We start from the raw sequence: 15,591 nt of genomic DNA on the forward strand, positions 1-15,591 counted from the left end.
GGGAAGGATGCTTAAGAAAGACTTTGCCCGAAAAAAGACGATGACGTTCGCGCTATTCGTATTCATCATGTTATCCTCGCTGCTTGCTTCCGGCGGAACGAGTGTGATGGTCCAACTGTTCCGTTCCATTGATCACCTGTTCACTGTCTCCGGAGCTCCTCATTTTGTTCAAATGCATCAGGGAGCGGTAGAGGATCTTGGCCCGTTAGACGAATTTACGGCGGAGCATCATCGGCTGATCCAAGACAGGCAAATTTCGGAGATGCTGATGATCGACAACGACCGCATTTTTTTCGGGGACGCCAGGACGGGAAACGGCGGCAGTGTAATGGATAACGGTTTTGTAATGCAAAACCCGTCGTTCGACATTTTATTGAATTTGCAAAATCAAAGGATCGAGGTGGGGCGCGGGGAAATCGCGGTTCCGATCTACTATATGCAGCGGGAGGGGCTGAAGCTTGGCGACCGGATCCGGATCGGCGGCGGCAGCGGCAGCGCGGACATGGAGTTGGTGATCGCGGATTTTGTCCGCGACGTGCAGATGAATCCGTCGATCATCAGCTCCAAACGTTTTGTCGTTCATGCCGCCGACTATGAGGCGTTGAAAGCACGGACCGGCGAGATTGAAACGTTGATCGAATTCCGGCTGCATGACCCGAAGAAGCTGAATGAATTTGCGGCCGCCTACCAATCGGCAGGTCTGCCGTCCAAAGGCCCGGCCGTCGACATCAGCCTTTTCAAAATGCTGAACGCCCTCACGGACGGCGTAGTGGCCGCGGTGATCCTGCTGGTCAGTTTTCTCCTGATCCTGATCTCCGTGCTTTGTTTGAGATTCACCATTCTGACCTCGTTGCAGGAGGACATGAAGCAGATCGGCGTCATGAAAGCGATCGGACTGCCGCCGCGGGACATACGGATCGTGTATTTAAGCAAATATATCGTGTTGGCCGTGGCGGCCTGCATTTGCGGATACCTGTTATCGCTGTGGACCGGAGGTTATTTTGCCGCCAACATTACGCTTTATATCGGCGCCGCGCCAGATCATATCCTCGTTTGGTTCATTCCGGCGGTCGCAGCCGGTATGGTGCTTTTGACCGTACTGTTATTTTGCGCTTTGGTTCTCCGCCGCCTGCATAAAATGACGGCAGCCGAAACGCTGCGGGCCGGCGTGTCCTTTGGAGACAAAGGATATGCCCGGTTGCCGCTGCATCGCAGCCGGATGTCCGGCGTCAACCTTTTTCTCGGGATCAAAGAGATTATCGGACGACCCTCCGGTTATATGCTGCTGTTATTCATTTTTGCCGCTTGTTGTTTCATGGTTCTTGTCCCTGCCCATTTTCTGAACACGGTCCGGTCGCCCGGCTTTGTCGCCATGATGGGAACGGGGATGAGCGACTTGCGGATCGATCTGCAGCCATCGGATGACCTCGCGGCCGAATTTGCCCGTATAGAGGATCGGCTCGTCAATGATCCGGAAGTCGAGAAATTCACATCGCTGATGACCGCAAGGTACAGTGTTGTCGGCAGTGAGGGGGCACTGGAGAATATCTACGTCGAGACGGGGGACTTTTCGGTTTTCCCCCTCACCTACAGCAGCGGCAGGGCGCCGACATCTGATACGGAAATCGCGCTTTCCAGCCTGAATGCGGATAGTTTGGAAAAAGGCGTCGGCGACATGCTGACTTTGGTGGACGGTGGAGGAAAGGAGCTCGTATTCAGGGTAAGCGGGATTTATCAGGATGTGACGAACGGCGGAAAAACCGCCAAGGCCCTGCTTTCTATCCGGCCCGATCAGCTGCTGCGGATCACGATTCAAGCCGATATTACGGCGGGAACTTCCATCCAAGCCAAAATGGAACAATACGCCGGATTATTTCCGGGGGCCAAAGTGACCGATATGAATAACTACTTGTCGCAGACCTTCGGTACGACGATTCGGCAAATCGAAAGAGCGGCGGTTTTGGCTGTCTTGATTGCGGCGTGCCTATCCGTGCTGATCACCTCGCTTTATTTGAACATGCTGCTGGCCAAGGAATCTTCAAGGATTGCCGTCATGAAAAGTCTGGGATTTAGGGACGCCCATATCAGAGCCCAGTATTTAACGAGAATGCTCATCGTGCTGCTGGCCGGGATCGCGGTGGGAACGATCGGAGCGGGGACACTAGGGGAAGGGCTCGCCGGACTCCTGATGTCTTTCATGGGAGCGTCGCGAATCGAGTTTGAAATCCGGCCTATCGTAACGTATCTCGCGTGCCCGCTCGCTTTAGGGCTGTTGGTTACGGCAGCGGCGCTGGCGAGTCTGCGTCCGTTGAAGAAATATAATCTCGCCAATACGGCCATGGAATGAGGGGAAGGGATGTTGAATGAACATGTTGGAGGTCCAAAACCTGTGCAAAACCTATAAGGTCCAAAAAGGCCTTGAGCAAACCGTGCTGTCGAATATTAATCTGCAAATCCGGGCGGGGGAGTTCATTTCCGTGATGGGCGCCTCGGGCTCCGGCAAATCGACCCTGCTGCACAACATCAGCGGCATGGACCGGCAAACGTCGGGAAGGGTATTGTTTGACGGCATGGACATTTCCAAGCTGTCCGAAAAGGAGCTCTCGAAGCTGCGCCGGAGCAAAATGGGTTTTATTTTTCAGCAAATCCATCTGTTAAGCAATCTTTGCATCCTGGACAACATTATTCTTTCGGAATATTTGGCGGGGACGGAAAGCAGGGAGGCGATTCGGCAAAGGGCCCTGCGACTGATGGAAAAGACGGGGATCTCCGAGCTGGCGGAGCGAGACATTACCCAGGCGTCCGGCGGTCAACTGCAGCGGGCCGGAATATGCCGCGCCCTGATGAACCGTCCGAAAATCATCTTTGGCGACGAGCCGACGGGAGCTCTGAACTCCAAAGCCGCCGCCGAAATCATGGACCTTCTCGGGGAAATTAACCGGTCGGGCACGACGATTCTGCTCGTCACGCATGATCCCAAGGTGGCGGCCAAGACCGAACGGGTTCTGTTCCTGGAGGACGGGAAGCTGGCGGGCGAGCTGGCGTTGGGGAAGCATGAAAGAGCGGGAGAGAGCTCGGTCGCAGATACGGATCCGGCGCTACGGGAGCGCGAAGCGAAATTGTCCGCATGGCTGCTGAAGCTGGGAAACTGATTCATGGTATAATAGCATTATGAATAAAACAATAGGAATACTGGCCCATGTGGATGCCGGGAAAACAACATTTTCGGAGCAGCTGCTCTATTATACGAAAAGCATCAAACAACGCGGGCGGGTCGATCACCGGGATGCGTTCCTGGACAGCCATCAGATCGAGCGGCAGCGGGGCATTACGGTGTTTGCCGATCAAGGCAGGTTCGAGTATGGGGGCGACCATTATTTTCTGATCGACACGCCCGGGCATGACGACTTCTCGCCGGAGATGGAGCGCGCGATTCAGGCGATGGATGCCGCCATCGTCCTGATCAGCGCCGTGGAAGGCATTGAAGGCCAGACGGAGACGGTGTGGGAGATGCTGGACAAGCATCGGATTCCTGCTTTTTTCTTCATTAATAAGACGGACCGAACCGGAGCGGATGTAGAGCGAGTGATGCGAGAGATCCGGACGAATTTCACGGCGGAGGCTTGCGGCGTTACGGAGCTGCTTTCCGGTGACGGCGAAATGGGCGGGGAATTGATCGATTTTATCGCCGAGCGCGATGAAGAACTGCTGGAGTTTTATCTGGAGCAGGGCTACGACAAGGAGACTTGGCTCCGGGCGATGCGGCGGATGATCCGGGAGCATCGGATTTTCCCTTGCGCCTATGGTTCGGCCTTGCAGGGAACGGGAATCGAAAGCTTTTTGCGGCAGGTTCATTTGCTGACCGAAACCGATTATTCCGGCGACGGGCCGTTTGCGGGGAGAATTTACCGGATCCGCCATGACGACCAGGGGACCCGGATCACGTTCATCAAAGCGTTAAACGGGACGCTGAAGGTTAGGGATAGCCTGAGCTATGGCGATCCGGCCAACCTGGTCACGGAGAAAATAACCCAAATCCGCATCTATAACGGCAGCGAGTATAAGACGGCGGACAAGGTGGAGGCGGGCGAGCTGTTCGCGGTAACGGGGCTTTCGGCGGCGGCCGTCGGCGACGGGGCCGGGACGCTGCGGGAGAGAGCGGTTTACGAAACGATCCCTGCGTTGAAATCAAAGGTGTTGTTCGAACCGGGCGTAAATGCCAAGGAGATGCTTCCTATTTTCAAAATATTGAACGCGGAAGATCCCTCCTTGAACGTAGTATGGGAGGAAAGGCTTCAGCAAATCCACATTCACGTGATGGGCAAAATCCAGCTGGAGGTTCTGCAGGAGATCGTCAAAGAGCGCTTTAAGCTGAACGTAGCTTTTGAACGGCCGGAAATCATTTATAAGGAAACGATCGATTCCGAGGCGTTCGGTTACGGGCATTTCGAGCCGCTTGGCCATTATGCGGAAGTACACCTGCGGCTTTCGCCGGGGGCAAGGAATTCCGGCATGACCTTCAAAAACGAGTGCCATCCCGATGATTTGCCGGTGGGCAACCAGAACCTGGTGCGCCATCATCTTTTTGAACGCGAGCACCACGGACTGTTGACGGGTTCGTCATTAACCGATATCATCATTACGTTGATTAACGGCAGAGCCCACAACAAGCATACGTCGGGCGGCGATTTCAGGGAAGCGGCATACAGGGCGCTGCGCCAGGGGCTGGAAAAAGCGACGAACGTCCTGCTGGAGCCTTTTTATCGTTTTAAAATCAAAGTCGATCTGGATCATATCGGGCGGGTGATTTCGGATATCGGCCAGGCTTCCGGCAAATTTGACGCTCCGGTTACGGAAGGGGATAAAGCGGTGCTGACAGGAACCGTACCCGTGGCAACATTCGTGGATTATACCAGCCAGCTCGCTTCGTTTACGCAAGGAAAAGGCGTGCTGAGCCTGACGTTGGCCGGGTACGACCGTTGCCATAACGAAGAAGAGGTCATTGAGCGGATCGGCTACAATAAAGACGCGGATCCCGAGTATACGTCCTCCTCGATTTTTTGCGCCAAAGGCCAAGGGTATACGGTGCCTTGGGACGAGGCGGAGGAGCAGATGCACGGGTTATAACGGCCCTGCATCGAGGATTAAGTCATATGGTACTATCATCAATACATTTGGAAGGCGGATTTTATGTCAACTGAGTTAAAGGGATTGTTGGAACAGACGAATATTCAGCATGCGATCGTGGGAGAACCGAATGCGTCGCTGCGCGATATTTTGGGCGGGCTGACGAAGACGAAACTGGCTTCGCTGGCTAAAGTGTACACGATCCCCGGCAGATCAAAAATGAAACAGCAGGAGCTGGCGGCAGCGGTTCTCGAACGGGTCTCGGATCCCGGGCAAATGGAATCGACGCTGCTTGTGCTGGATCCTGCGGAGTGGGCCGTTTTCGATTACGTATATGCAAACCGTGTCATGCAGGACAACTACGTTCCATACGGACATTATCACTTTATGCTGGAGCGGGGACTTGTTTTCTCCTATTTTCATGAAGGGAAATTCATGCTGGTGATGCCGGACGAGGTGAGAGAAGCTTTTTCGCAAGTGAACTCGGAGCGGTTTCAAGAAATTCGCGGCAAATATGCGCTCGTTTACGATTATTTGCTGGCGCTCACCAACCTGTACGGCATGTTCGCGCAGGACAAGCTGTTGGAAATCATCAACGAGCAAAATGCGTCTACGCCGCTTCACGAGGAGGAACTGAACGACTGCCTGGAGCGTTTGCTGCAAAGAGAGCAAAAATTCGTGCGGCATGACGGATATCTGGCGGACACCAGCCTCGTCCATTTTGCGGAAGCCGGAGAGTTCGAAGCACTGCTGAAGCAGGCGGAAGGAAAGCCGTATTTTGTGCCGGAAAAGAAAGAGTTGCTGAAATATGCGGATGACGGCTACTTTGAAATGACTCCGCAGCTCACGACCCTGAAGAGTTACGTGTTAAACCACCTATGCCGGGAAAAAGAGCCGGTCGACGACTTGATCGACGATATTCAGCTGGCCTGCTCGATGGAAGCGCCGATGCAAAAGATCGTCGGCGAATTTGAGCGGCGGGATATCACGTTTGATTCGATGGACCAGGTTCAGCGAATCACGGTCCTCGTCGCCGATGTGATGAATCATACGCGGATGTGGTCCCGCCGCGGCCATACGCCGGCCGAGCTTGGCGAAGAAGTCGCGACGGAAAGCAATCCGGTGCTTGCGGCAACCAAAACGCCGATCCGGGTGGACAAGGTCGGACGCAACGAGCCTTGCCCGTGCGGCAGCGGACAGAAGTACAAAAAGTGCTGCGGGAAATAGAATCATAACTTAAAAGCCGACGGAATTCATATCGTAATCGACGCCGTCATAAGGATTAACTCCTTATGGCGGCTTTTTTTATGCATGACTAATGGCTTCCGGCAAATATACAAGCCTTCACTCAAAACCTCTCATACTTTATTTTATTGGAACGAAAAGGAGGCAGGATCATGGCCGTCATTCAAAACAGAATCGTAAACGGGGGGTTCGAAGCCGGACTCTCGGGCTGGGTTTCGCAAAATGCGACGATTGTCGGCACGCCGACGATCGAGGGATTCTTTGCCGCGCTTTTGCAGGGAGGAAACTTGAATTCGTCCTTGATTCAATCGGTGCAGGCGGGTCCGGGCGACACATTCGAACTTAAGCTGTCGATTACAAGAGACAGCGGCGGAACGACGCCGATTGTGGCTGTCAGCATTGCGTATTTCAATGCCGCGAACGCACTTCTCGGTTATGGGCTGATTGAAAACATTCGGGTGCCGAATGCATCGGTGAGGTTGTACCAAGCGGTATACAATCATGTTTCGCCTGCGCCGGCCGGTACCGTGCGGGCCGAAGTGACCATTTTGCGCCAAGCATCGACCGGGACGGCCGGCATCTTCGTGGATCAAATTATATTGAAGCAGGTTATTAATGATGTGTCCGGGGCGGTTCCCGTTCTGTTTCCGTCCGTTCCGGACGAGGATCAGCAATCCCAAAACGATTTCCGGCTTTTCCCCGGTCCGAATTTCACCAATATTCTTTCGATGAATGCGGTTACGACGCAGCCGAACCAACGGGTAAAAATCGATGCGACGATCGAGCTCAAATTCGAATCCGACCGGTTTACTACGATCTATGAATCCGGAGCTCTCTTCGTACTGCGAAGGGATGGCCAAACGTTGCTAGAGATCCGTCCGTTCGAAAAAATGCAGATCTTCGGCGGAATCAATGCAGAAAAATTGCTGGAAAACGATATATATCCGAACATGACATTTATCGATGTCGTCCCCAATCCCGGGACTCACAACTATACGATCGACGGATTCGTCAACATCGAAAGCGACCCTGGAAATTTCGTCACCATAGAGACCAGAGGGATCAACGCGACGGTTTTCCCTCCCGGCGTCGGTCCCGTCAAAATTTAACCGAAAAGGAGGCATGAGCATGGCTGTCATTCAGAACAAGATTGTCAACGGCGGGTTCGAGGCGGGGCTATCAAGCTGGATCTCGCAAAACGTAACCGTGGTCCAAACGCCTGCAAACGAAGGCTTTTCGGCAGCGCTTTTGCAAGGGGGAGCGTTGAATTCATTTCTGATTCAATCGGTACAGGCGAGTCCCGGCGACACATTTGAACTGATGCTTTCCATGGCGAGAGACGCAGCGGGGACGACGCCGACCGTAAGCGTAAGCATCGCCTATTTCAGCGCCTCAAGTGCTTTTCTGGGTTACGGGCTGATAGATAATGTTCGGGTGCCGGATGCGGCGGTGAGGGTGTACCAGCTGATAGACGGAGTCGCTTCGCCTGCGCCGGCCGGCACCGTTCGCGCCCAGTTGGCCGTTACCCGCCTGGCGGCGACCGGTACGGCCGGGGTCTTCGTGGATCAAATTGTGCTGAAGCAGGTGATTACGGATGCGTCCGGGGCGGTTCCCATCTTGTTTCCGAATGTCCCGACCGCGTCTCAGCAAACCGATTCCATTTTTTTTATGCCTCATTTCCCGGAGATAAGAACCCTTCTTTCGCTGGATGTAACAACGACGCAGCCGAACCAAAGAGTTTTAATCGATGCTTTTATCGAAACGGAGTTTTTTTCGGGAACATCAAATACCGTTGTTTTGGGCGTCACTTATACCTTAAAGAGGGATGGGCAAACGGTGTTATCGATCACGCCCGGCGAACTTTTAACGGTTGGCAATACGCCGGGATTCGCAGTCCAGTTGGATCATTCGATTTATCCGAATATGACGATTATTGATGTTGTCCCCAACTCGGGAACTCACGCCTATACGATCGAAGGAGCTGTCAGTCCAAGCGTTGCAATCGGCGATGAGGTCATCATCCGGACGAGAGCGATCAATGCGACGGTCTTCCCGCCCGGAGCCGGGTGCACTTGCGCATAAGACCCGTTATTCTTGAGTTCATACAAACAAGAAGGAGGCAAAGATATGGCCGTCATTCAAAACAGGATCGCCAATGGCGGATTCGAGTTAGGGCTGTTCGGCTGGAATTCGCAGGATGTGACGATTGTCAATGATCCGGCGAACGAAGGCTTCGCGGCCGCGCTGTTGAAAGGGGGAGGCTTGAATTCGTCCTTGATTCAATCGGTGCAGGCGAATCCCGGCGATACGTTCGAACTCATGCTCTCGATGACAAGAGACACCGTCGGGACGACGCCGCTCGTGAGTGTTAGTATCGCTTATTTTAACGCAGCCAACACGTTGCTCGGTTACGGTCTTCTCGAAAGCATCCGGTTACCTGATGCGGCGGTACAGGTGTATCAGACGGTTTACGGAATCGCCTTGCCGGCACCGACCGGCACCGTCCGTGCCCAACTGGCCGTCGTCCGCCTGGCGGCAACCGGAACGGCTGCGATATTATTGGATCAAATCGTGCTGAATCAGGTGATTACGGATGCGTCCGGAGCAATCCCCGTTCTGTTTCCCGACGTACCGACTTCGGATCAGCAATCCGCGACCGTCGTTCAGTTGCCCTTTATGTTCTCAACCAATCTTCTTACGCTGAACGTGACAACGACGCAGCCGAACCAAAGAGTAAAAATCGATGCCTTTATCGAAACGAGTTTAAGACCCGCTCCCGGAACCAATTTTAGCATAGCTGTCAACTATACGTTGAGAAGAGGTAACCAGACGTTGTTTCGCCTGAGTTCGGAAGAATTGTTCGGTCTGGTGGACGTTTTCTCCGGTCCGGTAGCTAATCTGAACAATACCATTTATCCCAATCTTACCTTCATCGACGTGGTCCCCAATCCGGGGACATATACCTATACTGTCGCCGCATCCGTGGAAGGTACGCCCGGATCGAGCGCATCCGCAGGAGCAAGAGCGATTCACGCGATCGTTTACCCTCCGGGAGCTTGAATGCAAGGTTATGCTAAAAAAGGCATTCCGATAAGAAACGGAATGCCTTTTTTTAATCTATACCAAATCAAACACCAGCACGTTCACCGAATTGGCCGGCAGCGTGATCGTTGCCGATTTGCCCGCGGAACCGTTCAGCGTAATCGAAGCTTCGCTTGGACGGATCGGCTCGTCGTTTTTCCGGTTAACGTTCGGAATATGGAGCAGGGCGTCGTCACCCGTAAGCATGATCCATTTGCCGTCCGCGCCGACGTTCAAACCGTTCAAATGCAGCTCGGTCAATTTGCCGATCGGATCGGCATTGACCAGTTTGATGTACACATGACGGTCGTCTTTGGTGACCGAATGAAAGATTTCCCGGTTGTAGGCCTCCAGCTTGCCTTCCAGCACTTTGCTGGCGAAGCCGCTGCCGTCCGTGTAGGAACAGGTCAGCCGATCGCCTCGCCCTCCGCCGTAATTAACGGTGATCGTATATTCCGTTCCTTCGGCAATCGGCTCGTACACGCAAGAACGCAGATTGCCGGCCGCCGTGCTGGAGGAATAATCGCCGAGCGTATAGGCTTCGACGCCGCGTTTGAACACCTTCAAACCGGTGGCGTTACCGCCGTAGCCGATGGCGTATTCGATCACATCCTTGGATTCGGATCGAATATCCCGCAGGCCCGCACCGACATAAAATCCTTCCACGCCGGCGAGCTTCGTCGCGACGACGTCCACCCGGTAATTCGTCCAGCCGTCGTTCATAATGTACAGCCCGTTGCGTCCGCCGTCCTGCGCTTTTAACACCAGACCGCGTTCAGGATCGAGCGAGTAACCCGACGAGCCCGGAATGACCTGCCACTCCGGCCGCAGCGGTTCCCTGAAGTCTTGGGCAAACAGGACGCGTCCGTCCAAGTTTGAAGTAACCGTGACGCTTTTCACTGCAATATCCGCGTCCCCGGTTGCGATCTCGATGCCGCCGCGCGGAACGAGCGAAACCTGCTCGCCGCCTTCGTAGGTTTTGAAGGACGTTCCAAGCACCTTAGTGCCGATGTACTTGGCGTACAGCTGCTGTACATAATAATTCGGCGTAAACCATACGGTTTCGTCGTCGAACCAGATGCAGTCCGGCGTCCAGCGGTACGTCCCGTCGGTCAGCACTTTGTTGAACAGCGGAGCGGTGGCGGCCAGACGGACGACGTCGGAGCTGTTTTCGAAGTGAGTCATGATCGCGGCCTCGGCGATGGCCCCTGCCAGCGTATTCTTGTCGGTAGACGCGTATTCGCCGACGAACACCTTGGACGTCTGCGCTTCATTCAGGCTGCCGTCTTCGTTATAGGCTCTGTAATAGTAGTTGTAGCGGTCGCAGTTATTCAGCAAATACTCGTTGGAACGATAGTAATGCTCGTCCGCGATCGTATCCATGTAATTCGGCTGCTTGCCGTACCAGGTCACCGTTTCTTCCATGCTCGTTTTGCCGTCGGTGAAGCGGACGACTTCGGAGCCTTCCAGGTTGCCGCTAAGGAATTTCCAGCCTTCCTGGTAAGCATCGTCATCGGCCTGGGCGCCGACCGTGGAAATGATATGGAGTTCATATCCCGGATAGTATTTGTCCATGTGCTCGTCGATGGCGGCTTTGAAAACTTCAAAGTTAGCGAAAAATTCAATGCCCCAGTTTTCGTTGCCGACCCCGAGATAGTGGAGATCGAACGGCCCGGGATGGCCCATTTTCGCGCGAAGCGCGGCCCATTCGTTGTTTTCCGTATCGGTACTGATCGCAAAATCGATCAGATCGGTGAAGTTCTTGATGTAATAATCCCGGAGCTCGCCGCCGGCCGGATTGGCATAATCGGAGCGGGCCTGGCAAAGCACGCCGCAGGCCATGACCGGGAGCGGAGACGCGCCCAGGTCTTCGGCCAGCTGGAAATATTCCATATAACCGAGGCCCATCGTCATCATGTACCCCCAAACGTTGTAGTTCTCCTTGCGCACTTCGATGTCGCGTACCGATTCTTTCCAATCATAAACGTTCTCCCAAATATGCGAGCCCTCCGAAATACAGCCGCCCGGGAACCGGAGAAATTTCGGATGCAGATCGATGAGCGCGTTTACCAGGTCCTTGCGCAATCGATAGTTCGGGTTGCCGCCGTAATTGGCGTGGGCGGTTTTCGAACGCGGTTCTTCTCCCGCGCCCCATACATCCTGAGGAACCAGAGAGACCATATCGATTGAGATTTCCCCGTCCCCTTCAAAAGAGAGTGCCAGTTGTCCCTTTGCCGTTGCGGATCCGGTCAATACGATTTTCGTACCGACACCGTACTTCCGCCAAGTGTCGTCCCCTTCCACCGGAACGGTTACCCGGTCGCTGATGGCGCCGCCATCCTCATCAAGCAGCTGAAGGGCGATAGTTCCGGCGTTCCCGGCTTTGGCCCAAACGGTGAAATCATACTTGGCTCCGCTGCGGATGAACATCGAGCAATAGCCGTTGGAATCGGCAAAGCCGCGGTTGTATAATTTAGCGCCGCTTTGGACCGTCACATAATGCGAGTTGACGTCCCGGTCCGCGATGCCGAAATGTTCGTTCAGGCCGCCTCGATCCCGTACCGTGACGCGGTCGAGATCGCCATACCAGGCATGAAGCGAATCGTAGTTGCGTCCCGTGGAAATGCCGCATTCGCCGCAAACATGGGAGTAGCTGTCGAAGCTGAACGCTTCGAACGAACGGTTTTGCACCAGCTCCGCGTATATTCCGCCGTCGGCCGCATTGTTGATGTCTTCATAGAACAGGCCGTACAGCATGTCGCTGACATCCAGCACGTCCCGGCTTCCGTCCACCGTAATCGAATATGGCGGCAGCTCCTTCGGCAGAACGGAGATCGGAAACGATTTATCCGCGCTGTAAAAGCCTTTGCGGAGCGAAGCGGTGATCGTTACGCCTTTCGGCGTCTTGAGATCCGGATTTACGACGCCGCTGTCCGAAATGGCCTCGCTGTCGCTTGAACTCCAGGTGACCGTTACTTTGCCCCCCATCAGGGAAACCGGCAGCTCAAGGTCCTTCGTGACAATCGCGGACGGGATGGAAAGATATTTGTTTTTCGCCAGCTCCACGATCTCGTCGTCGGTCAATGATTCGCACATCATCTCGATGATTTCGTCCTGCGTCAGCGCATCTTTGTAGATGCGGAAATCGGAAAGCGATCCGGCAAAATCGGCGTCCGCCTCGAATTGGGAGCGTCCGATCCAGTTGTTGGCGTAATTGGCATGGTCGTTGAACGTATCGAACCAGGCGCGCAGCTTGGCGTAGGTTCCGCTGGACGTCTGGCTGATCGAGCCGTCCGCCGCAACCTCCCCGTTGACGTACAAGACCGGGCCCGCGCTGCTCAGCGTTCCGCCCCGGGTGCCCGCGATCGACAAGGCGATATGCATCCATTCCCCGGCCGGAAGCGTCTTTCCGGGATCTACCGTCAATTCTTCATTCACCATGCAGCTTGCCCGCAAATTCCGGGTCCAGAACATAAACGGGCCGGCAGGCCCTTTCCCGAAATCGCATATCCGTTCCCACACGCTGTTGGCTTTATCGAAATAAACCCAGGTCGCAACCGTTATGCCGCCATGATCGCTAATCTCATTCAAAACATCGGACGGCAGACGGAGATATGAAGTCCCGTTCGGCCCGCCGGTCAAGGTGACCGCCGTTTTTCCGGCAACTTGCGAAACGGCGGGGGGTACCTTGCCGGATGCGTTCCCGTCATGGCCGTTTCCTGAGCTGTCCCGGCCGACATGGTTCGGATCATCAAATTTATATAGCGCTATCAAGTTGCCGTTCGATGGGGTTGTTGACTGGTTTTGTGCCATCGGGAGCACAGCCTCCTTTAGAAAAATATAAATTAATTTATAAATATATAAAACATAATAGCACAAGAAAGGATGGACGGAAAAGAGGTTGGCGAAATAGAGGCAAACAGCGCAAAAAAAACACCGCCCTGCGTTCTCGACGCAGGACGGTGTTACAAATATATTATTCTTCTTCCCCGGACAATAGACTCAATATATTTTCCGGAACGTTGAGCTGGCGTTTTTCGATCAGCCATTGAAATTCTTCGGCGAGTCCGGACGGTTTGGATTGTTTGATCTCATTCATCTCATTGTGCAGCCGCTCCATTTTCAGGTCCAGCTCATAGGAGGTATCCGCCGCGTTTTTCAGTTCTTCCAGCAGGTGGGGCGGTACGGATTCCAAATATTTATAAAAGATTTTGTGCTCCAGGCTTGCCCAGAAGTCCATGGCGATCGTGCGGATCTGAATCTCGACGCACACAAGCTCCTCGCGGTCCGACATAAATACGGGCACCTCTACGAGCAGGTGCAGGCTTCGGTATCCGTTCGGCTTCGGATCTTTGATATAATCCTTGACCTCGAGGATGTTAAGGTCCTTCTGATTTTGCAGCATCTGGCTGATCTTGTAGATGTCCGACAGGAACGAGCAGGTAATGCGAATGCCCGCAATGTCGCGAATGATCGTTTTAATGTCCGAAAAGGACTCGGCCCCGCCTTTGCGGATCAGTTTTTTCATGATGCTTTCCGGGGACTTGATTCTCGATTTGGTATGTTCAATCGGATTGTATTCATGCAGCATCTGAAACTCTTCCTGCAAAATGCCGATTTTCGTTTCTACTTCTTTCAGCGCAAATTTATACATCATGATGAATCGGGTCAAGTTTTTTTGGATCGTTTTCATCTGTTCTATCGGGTTTTCCAGTATGTTCATCGCAGGTTCGAACCGTCCTTTGTAAATCAAGATAGTTGAGCTCTTTAATAACTTTCGTACTATCATTATAACGCAGTTGCCGAACAAAGTATAAGTTATGGGGGGCCGGCAGCCGATAATAGAATAGAATGGAGGGAATATACGCAACTTGAAGACAACATTCAGAACGGTCCTGAAAAACCTGCTCCCTTTTCTGATTATGGGCCTGGCCTATTATTTGTATACAAAAACGGGCGGCATGACCAAGCCCCAACTGGAATTTATCCGGGTTGCGCCTTATGCGGTATTTGCGGTCGGCGCGATCATTTCCTGGAAATTCAACCGGAGCAGGGACTTCTTTATAACCGTCATTCTCGCGTTCTGTCTGGCCGCCATGGACCATCTGCCGAAGCTGATCGACAAGCCGGTTCGGGACACCGATATTTATGCGATGGTTTGCTTCATGATCCCCGCCAATATCGCGCTTTTTTCTTTTTTTAAGGAAAGGGGTATTGTTAGTTTATGGGGCGGTATTCGAATGGCTGTCGTCGCGGGCCAAGCATTGTTCGTTTTTTGGATCATGGATTCCGGGCAACAAGAGCTGATTCGCCTGCTGCAAAACCCGATTGCGCCCGTTGACCTTCAATCGGTGACCCCGATTCCGCAAGGGCCGTTGATTCTGTTCGCGGCTGCGCTCGTCATTTTGATTTTGAAGCAGATTTCGTCGCGGTCCTCGCAGGATATTTCCCATATCGGCGTTCTTTGCGGAATGTTTGTCGCTCTGCATATGCATGCGGACGCAGGCCTTCCCGAAACCGCGCTCGTTCCGATTTTGTTTGCGGCTTCCGGCATCGTTTTGGTCACATCGATCATCCAGGATTCGTACTCGATGGCTTTTACGGACGAACTGACCGGCTTGCCCTCAAGAAGAGCGCTCAAACAGGACATGCTGAAGCTGGGCATCAATTACGCGATGGCGATGCTCGACGTCGATCATTTCAAGAAATTCAACGATACTTACGGCCATGATACGGGCGACGAGGTGTTGAAGCTGGTCGCTTCCGAGATGCGGGGCGTGACGGGGGGCGGTAAGCCTTACCGGTACGGGGGCGAGGAATTCACCATTCTTTTTCCGGGAAAAAGCATCGCCGAAGTGCTGCCCCATCTGGAGGAGCTGAGAGAAAGAATATCCAAAAGGGCTTTCACGCTGCGCCGGCCGGGCAGGAAGAAGGGCAATTCCTCCAAGCGCGGAGCCCGGAGCCGGGGTTCGAAAGGCGGAAAACCGAAACAAATCTACATAACCGTAAGCATTGGGGTCTCCCAAAAAAGCGACAAAAACAAAACGCCGGACACGGTCATGAAATCCGCGGATACGGCGTTGTACCGCGCGAAGAAAAAGGGAAGGAACTGCGTCAGCAAATAATCTGTAGAAAAAA

The 15,591-nt window shown here is 53.6% G+C and carries 10 protein-coding genes; 8 read left to right on the forward strand and 2 right to left on the reverse strand.

Annotation, left to right across the window (positions count from 1 at the left end; genetic code table 11):
- Positions 1–7 precede the first annotated feature (7 nt).
- The 7 genes from ACSFXJ_RS05565 (at position 8) to ACSFXJ_RS05595 (ending at position 9,432) form a co-directional block, all read left to right on the forward strand.
- Positions 8–2,347 (forward strand): ABC transporter permease, encoded by a 2,340-nt coding sequence (locus ACSFXJ_RS05565; protein WP_435924218.1) that lies wholly within the window; start codon positions 8–10, stop codon positions 2,345–2,347.
- A gap of 16 nt (positions 2,348–2,363) precedes the next feature.
- Positions 2,364–3,152: an ABC transporter ATP-binding protein gene (locus ACSFXJ_RS05570; RefSeq protein ID WP_435924219.1), complete on the forward strand. Its 789-nt coding sequence runs from the start codon at positions 2,364–2,366 to the stop codon at positions 3,150–3,152.
- A gap of 19 nt (positions 3,153–3,171) precedes the next feature.
- A complete protein-coding gene (locus ACSFXJ_RS05575) occupies positions 3,172–5,127 on the forward strand; it encodes a GTP-binding protein (RefSeq protein ID WP_435924220.1) in 1,956 nt (651 codons plus the stop codon).
- 63 nt (positions 5,128–5,190) lie between these two features.
- The gene (locus ACSFXJ_RS05580) at positions 5,191–6,354 is read left to right on the forward strand and encodes an SEC-C metal-binding domain-containing protein (protein WP_435924221.1); all 1,164 of its coding nucleotides are present in this window, start codon (positions 5,191–5,193) and stop codon (positions 6,352–6,354) included.
- Between the two features lie 170 nt (positions 6,355–6,524).
- Entirely contained in the window at positions 6,525–7,481 is a 957-nt protein-coding gene (locus ACSFXJ_RS05585; protein ID WP_435924222.1) for an NTTRR-F1 domain, read from the forward strand.
- Between the two features lie 19 nt (positions 7,482–7,500).
- Positions 7,501–8,454 (forward strand): NTTRR-F1 domain, encoded by a 954-nt coding sequence (locus tag ACSFXJ_RS05590; protein ID WP_435924223.1) that lies wholly within the window; start codon positions 7,501–7,503, stop codon positions 8,452–8,454.
- Positions 8,455–8,499: 45 nt separating this feature from the next.
- Entirely contained in the window at positions 8,500–9,432 is a 933-nt protein-coding gene (locus ACSFXJ_RS05595) for an NTTRR-F1 domain (RefSeq protein ID WP_435924224.1), read from the forward strand.
- A gap of 57 nt (positions 9,433–9,489) precedes the next feature.
- Here the strand turns inward: ACSFXJ_RS05595 and ACSFXJ_RS05600 are convergent, their stop codons facing one another.
- Entirely contained in the window at positions 9,490–13,266 is a 3,777-nt protein-coding gene (locus ACSFXJ_RS05600; protein WP_435924225.1) for an alpha-L-arabinofuranosidase C-terminal domain-containing protein, read from the reverse strand.
- A 163-nt stretch (positions 13,267–13,429) separates the two neighbouring features.
- Positions 13,430–14,176: a GTP pyrophosphokinase gene (locus ACSFXJ_RS05605; protein ID WP_435925680.1), complete on the reverse strand. Its 747-nt coding sequence runs from the start codon at positions 14,174–14,176 to the stop codon at positions 13,430–13,432.
- Positions 14,177–14,324: 148 nt separating this feature from the next.
- On the opposite strand from ACSFXJ_RS05605, the gene ACSFXJ_RS05610 reads away from it, so the two are divergent.
- Positions 14,325–15,578 (forward strand): GGDEF domain-containing protein, encoded by a 1,254-nt coding sequence (locus ACSFXJ_RS05610; protein WP_435924226.1) that lies wholly within the window; start codon positions 14,325–14,327, stop codon positions 15,576–15,578.
- The last annotated feature ends 13 nt before the right edge of the window (positions 15,579–15,591 follow it).

The organism is Paenibacillus salivarius (genome assembly GCF_051307165.1).
GTDB lineage: Bacteria > Bacillota > Bacilli > Paenibacillales > Paenibacillaceae > Fontibacillus.